We start from the raw sequence: 4,558 nt of genomic DNA on the forward strand, positions 1-4,558 counted from the left end.
ACCGGGCATGTACGCATGGATTGACGTAAACGGAGACGGTTACTACAACGCTTCTGAACCGTCTTCAAGTGACCAAGGCTACGCGACTGGTGATACCGACATTACATTCGACGGAATCACTGTCTACGACAACATCTCCGCTGGAGATTACAACGTCTCTGTCGTTGAGACTTCGTCCCTCTCCGCAGGAACCACTCAGGAAGACGACCACACCTCTGTGACCATCACGGCCTCCTCGGCCCCTGAGTTCGTCTCGGCTATTCAGTTCGACGACGGCACCCCGAAGGTCGAAATCGCGTTCGACGAGGGCGTGACCACGGTCAACGAAATCAACGTCACGGACGGTAGCGAGAACCTCGTCCAGACGCTCGAGAGCGACGCTGACAACGACGGTCAGATCAACGCCACGCTCAGCAAGCTCTACACGGACGACCTCGAAGTCACGTACAACGTGACCGACGCCTCCGGTAACGAGGCAACGGGCACGGAAGACGTCACCTTCGCACCTGTCGCCGTTTCGAACGATACCGACACGGCCTACCAGGGTTCGAAAGTAGCAGTTATTGCGAAGTCGACCAACACGGACGTCGAAGTCGCGGGTGCTGACGAAGACAACACCTACCAGTTCGACGGCTCCACTGGCGACCACAGCCAGGTCTTCATCTTCGACACCGAAGGAAAGGAACTCGACACCTACACGTTCACTGTCGGTGGCGCGCAGGGCGCTGAAGTCGACGTTCGTGACCTTGGTCTCGACGTCGCTGCTGACGACCTGAACATCACGACGGACGACGCCCTCACGGGTACGGTCTCGGCTAACGCCGGCGGCCGCACTGTCGACGTCGTTACTCTCGATGCAGACGGTGACGAAGTCGACGACGCAACGGACTCCTTCGACCTCGACGGTCAGGGTGAAGGTTCCTTCGACGTCGGAACGCTCTCCGCTGGTGACTACACGGTCGAAGTGACCGACGCCTACTCCGGTGTCACGGTCGCGAGCGACACGGTCACCGTCGAGAAGGCAAGCGACACCTCGTCTGACTTCGACGCGAGTGTCGTCACCGAACAGGCCGGCGACGTTGCCGAAATCACCGTCTCCCTCACGGGTACGGACGAAGCAGATGTGAAGATCGGCGACGACAGCCTCGGTTACACCGCCAACGTTTCCGTCACCGACGGTAACGACGACGGTGAGGTTGTCCTCCTGTTCAACACCTACGCACCGAACAAGACGTCCTCGTTCGACGTCGACGACAGCGACGACGAAGTCTCCATCTCCCAATCGAACATCACGACGGAGATTCCTGACGGCGACCTCCTCGACGCTGGCGACTACGACCTCGAAGTCGCAACTGGCGACGACGCTGACAACGTTGCGACGCTCGTCCTCGAAGAGCGCAGCACAGAAAGTCACGCAGTCTGGACTGCACCGACCGGTGACGCCGCAGACTTCTCTGAGTCCGCGGACGTCTACGACGCAATCGACACCGAGAACCTGACGCAGACTGACACCGTCGCCAACGGCGACGTCGTCGTCCACCAGGTTGTCGCAACGGGTCTCGAAGGCGCCTTCGACGCGAAGGACACCGAGATGCTCCTGGGCAACGAGTTCAACCTCACCGTTGAACAGACGAACCCCGGTCCGAACCGCGACTCGAAGGTTCTCAACAGCTCCGCCGCCACGGTCATCACCGACGGCGCGAATGACACGTACTTCTTCGTCTACGACCTCGACGACGTCAACGCCTCGCGCGGTGACTACTACGACTCCGACGACGAGCAGTTCGACGTCGAGGACGACGACGCGTTCAACGCGACGTTCGAAGTCCTCGAATCGGGTAACCTGACCGACGTCGAAGACGGCGAGACCGTCTCTGCCGACTTCGAAGTCGTCGCACCCGAACTCGGTCTCGACGAAGACCCAATCAACGTCTCGGCCGCTGCTGACCAGTCCATCACGGGCACGGCTTCGGTCGCACCCGGTACGGAACTCACGCTCCGCGTGAAGTCTACCGGCGACACCCAGCCGCGCTTCCTCAAGACTGGCTCCGCGTACGTCATGGCTGACGGTACGTTCTCGGCTGCCTTCGACTTCTCTGAGCAGGAAGAAGGCGACGAGTTCGACGTGACTGTCTCTGTCGACAAGGGCACCGCCTCTGACGCCACCGCTGACGGCAACGTCGTCGGTGCTGTCGAGACGGAGACCACGGTCGAAGAGACGACCGAAGAGTCGACTGAGGAGACCACCGAGGAAACGGCAACCCCGACGGAAGAGCCGACGGAAGAACCGACCGAGGAACCCACGGAAGAGCCGACTGAGGAGCCGGCAGAAGAGACCACTGAATCCAGCACGCCTGGCTTCGGTGCCGTCGTCGCTCTCGTCGCCCTCGTCGCTGCGGCACTCCTCGCCGTTCGCCGTGAGAACTAACTGAGTTCTCACGAACTCCCGTCTCTGACGGGAACACCGCGACTAACGGTCGCTACCTAACAACCGGGCACTCCCCGGCCCCCGAATTTCTTTTATCGACTCGCACTCGTGAACGGTCGTGCTGCCGTGGATTCGCCTACGGCACTGTCGCTGTAGTCCGAACGTTCACAGATACCGACCGGTCGCGCGTCGACGACGCACGCAACGACAAGGGATTTATTTCGTCCACGTGTTCCAACACGTATGCCCGGTCTGCTCTCCGATATCCTTGCGTGGGTGGCCATCGCCACGTTCGTCGCCGGTGCGGTCGCAAACGGGCGCGACCGTGACCTCGGACGGCGTGTGATGGCTGCAGCGTGGGTTCTCTTCGCTATCTTCTGGCTCCAACTCATCCCGCACTTTACGCTCGTCCACAAGAGCTACATCGAGGGGTTGCTGACTATCGCTGCCGTTCCAGCGTCACTCTACGCCGGCTGGCTCCTCTACAGCGGCCGTGATACCCTGTTCGTCCTCTCGCGTGCCGTCGCCGCGATGGGTCTCGTCTACCTCCCCTTCGAGACGATTCCCGCGTTGACGCTCTTCGGGACGACGATTCCGGCACCCCGTGGTGTCCTGATGGAGTCGGTCGCAGCACAGACGGATTTCCTCATCCAGTCGCTCGGCTACTCCACGACCATGATTCCAGGTGACGAAGGGTACCTGAACACGTTCCTCTGGATGCAAGGGTCACACCGAATCGAGATTTCGGTCGTCCTCGCGTGTACGGGTCTCGGGAGCATCGCCATCTTCGCAGGTCTCATCGCGGCAGTCGACGCTCCGATTCGCCGCAAACTCCGTGGACTGGCCATCGCCGTTCCCATCATCTACGCGCTGAACCTCCTCCGGACGACGTTCATCACGATTTCGGTCGGAAAGCAGTACTTCCACTTCTTCGTCGACGAAGTTCTGTTCATGTTCGGGTCCTCGGACCCGTACCTCGTGTCGTTCTTCATCTCCGACCGCATCATCAGTCAGGTACTCGCCGTCGTCGCCCTCGTCGGCATCACGTACCTCGTCGTCCGTGAGGTGCCGGAGCTCCTCACCATCATCGAGGACGTGCTCTACATGCTCACTGGCGACGAATACGACCTTCACAGCGAACTCGGGTTCGACGGGCCGAACGACCCGCGAGCCTGACCGAGAAGCAGTTAGTCGACGTTTTTGGTTATCGCTCGTCGTGGTCGAACAGGTCCGTGGGAGCGCCACCGAGACCCATCAGGGCGTCTGCTTCGACGTGGTGCACCTCACCAGGGATGATGAGCATGTGAAGCGGGTCGCCGAAGTCTCGGTTAGCGAGTTCACTGAGACGGTCAGCAGCGACGACAGGGTTCGGACTCCCTGCTCGGCAGACTGCGACGCCGAGTGCGTCGGGGTCCCAGTGTTCTGCGAACAACTCGGCAGCGTACTCGGCGGTCATGTACTCGTCGCCTTCGACTTCGACACCGCGGCGACCCTCCCAGTCAACTTTGATGTCCAAGTAGACGAGCGTGTGCAACCCGCGTTCGCGGTTCGCTTCGAGTGAGTCGACGACGCTCTTCGGAACCGGGTCACCGCCGTGGACGTACGGGAACGGGAGCGTGACCGCTTTCCCGAAGCGGTAGTTCTGGAGACCAGTGAGTCCACTCGCAGCGGTCTGAGCAGTCACACCGTGGACGACGCGTGTCTCGATGCCACGCTCCTCTGCACGGAGTCGCAGGTCGACGTGCGTCGTGGAAATCATCGTGTCGCCTGCGGTGAGGAAGACAACGTGTTCGTCTTCGGCAGCGTCGAGAATCGCTCCGGGGTCTTGTTCGACACCCGCCCTGTCACGAACGTCGATGTCGATGTCGTGGTACGATTCGAGGTCCTCGACGGTCGCACCGACGAGGTGACTCGTGTAGAACTCTGCGAACGCCCGGTCGGCGTCGGCGAGTGCCTCTCGCCCTTCGACGGTGATAGAGCGTTCGTCGAAGAGACCGAGTCCGATGAACGTGAGCATGCTCCTGTTCTGTGTCCGCCGGTCATAAACGGCGTGACTGGCGCTCGTTCCAAAATTGTGGTATCATGCATCACATTATTATATGTTGACGGTAAATCTTACCTCTGTATGGC

General features: G+C 60.7%; 3 protein-coding genes. 2 read left to right on the forward strand and 1 reads right to left on the reverse strand.

Annotated features, from left to right (window positions below; all coding sequences use genetic code 11):
• The coding region (locus AUR66_RS14650; protein WP_269432603.1) for an ArtA-dependent S-layer glycoprotein at positions 1-2,428 on the forward strand (2,428 nt) is incomplete at its 5' end.
• Positions 2,429-2,671: 243 nt separating this feature from the next.
• Positions 2,672-3,604 (forward strand): archaeosortase A, encoded by a 933-nt coding sequence (artA, locus tag AUR66_RS14655; protein WP_058573019.1) that lies wholly within the window; start codon positions 2,672-2,674, stop codon positions 3,602-3,604.
• A 28-nt stretch (positions 3,605-3,632) separates the two neighbouring features.
• Here artA and dph5 read toward each other — a convergent pair whose 3' ends face one another.
• Entirely contained in the window at positions 3,633-4,445 is an 813-nt protein-coding gene (gene dph5, locus AUR66_RS14660; protein WP_058573020.1) for a diphthine synthase, read from the reverse strand.
• Between the last annotated feature and the right edge of the window lie 113 nt (positions 4,446-4,558).

The organism is Haloferax profundi, assembly GCF_001469865.1.
Taxonomy (GTDB): domain Archaea; phylum Halobacteriota; class Halobacteria; order Halobacteriales; family Haloferacaceae; genus Haloferax; species Haloferax profundi.

Excerpts from the sequence above, each read along its gene's own strand:
- artA (WP_058573019.1), top strand. The coding sequence starts at position 2,672 with ATGCCCGGTCTGCTCTCCGATATCCTTGCGTGGGTGGCCATCGCCACG.
- dph5 (WP_058573020.1), bottom strand. The coding sequence starts at position 4,445 with ATGCTCACGTTCATCGGACTCGGTCTCTTCGACGAACGCTCTATCACC.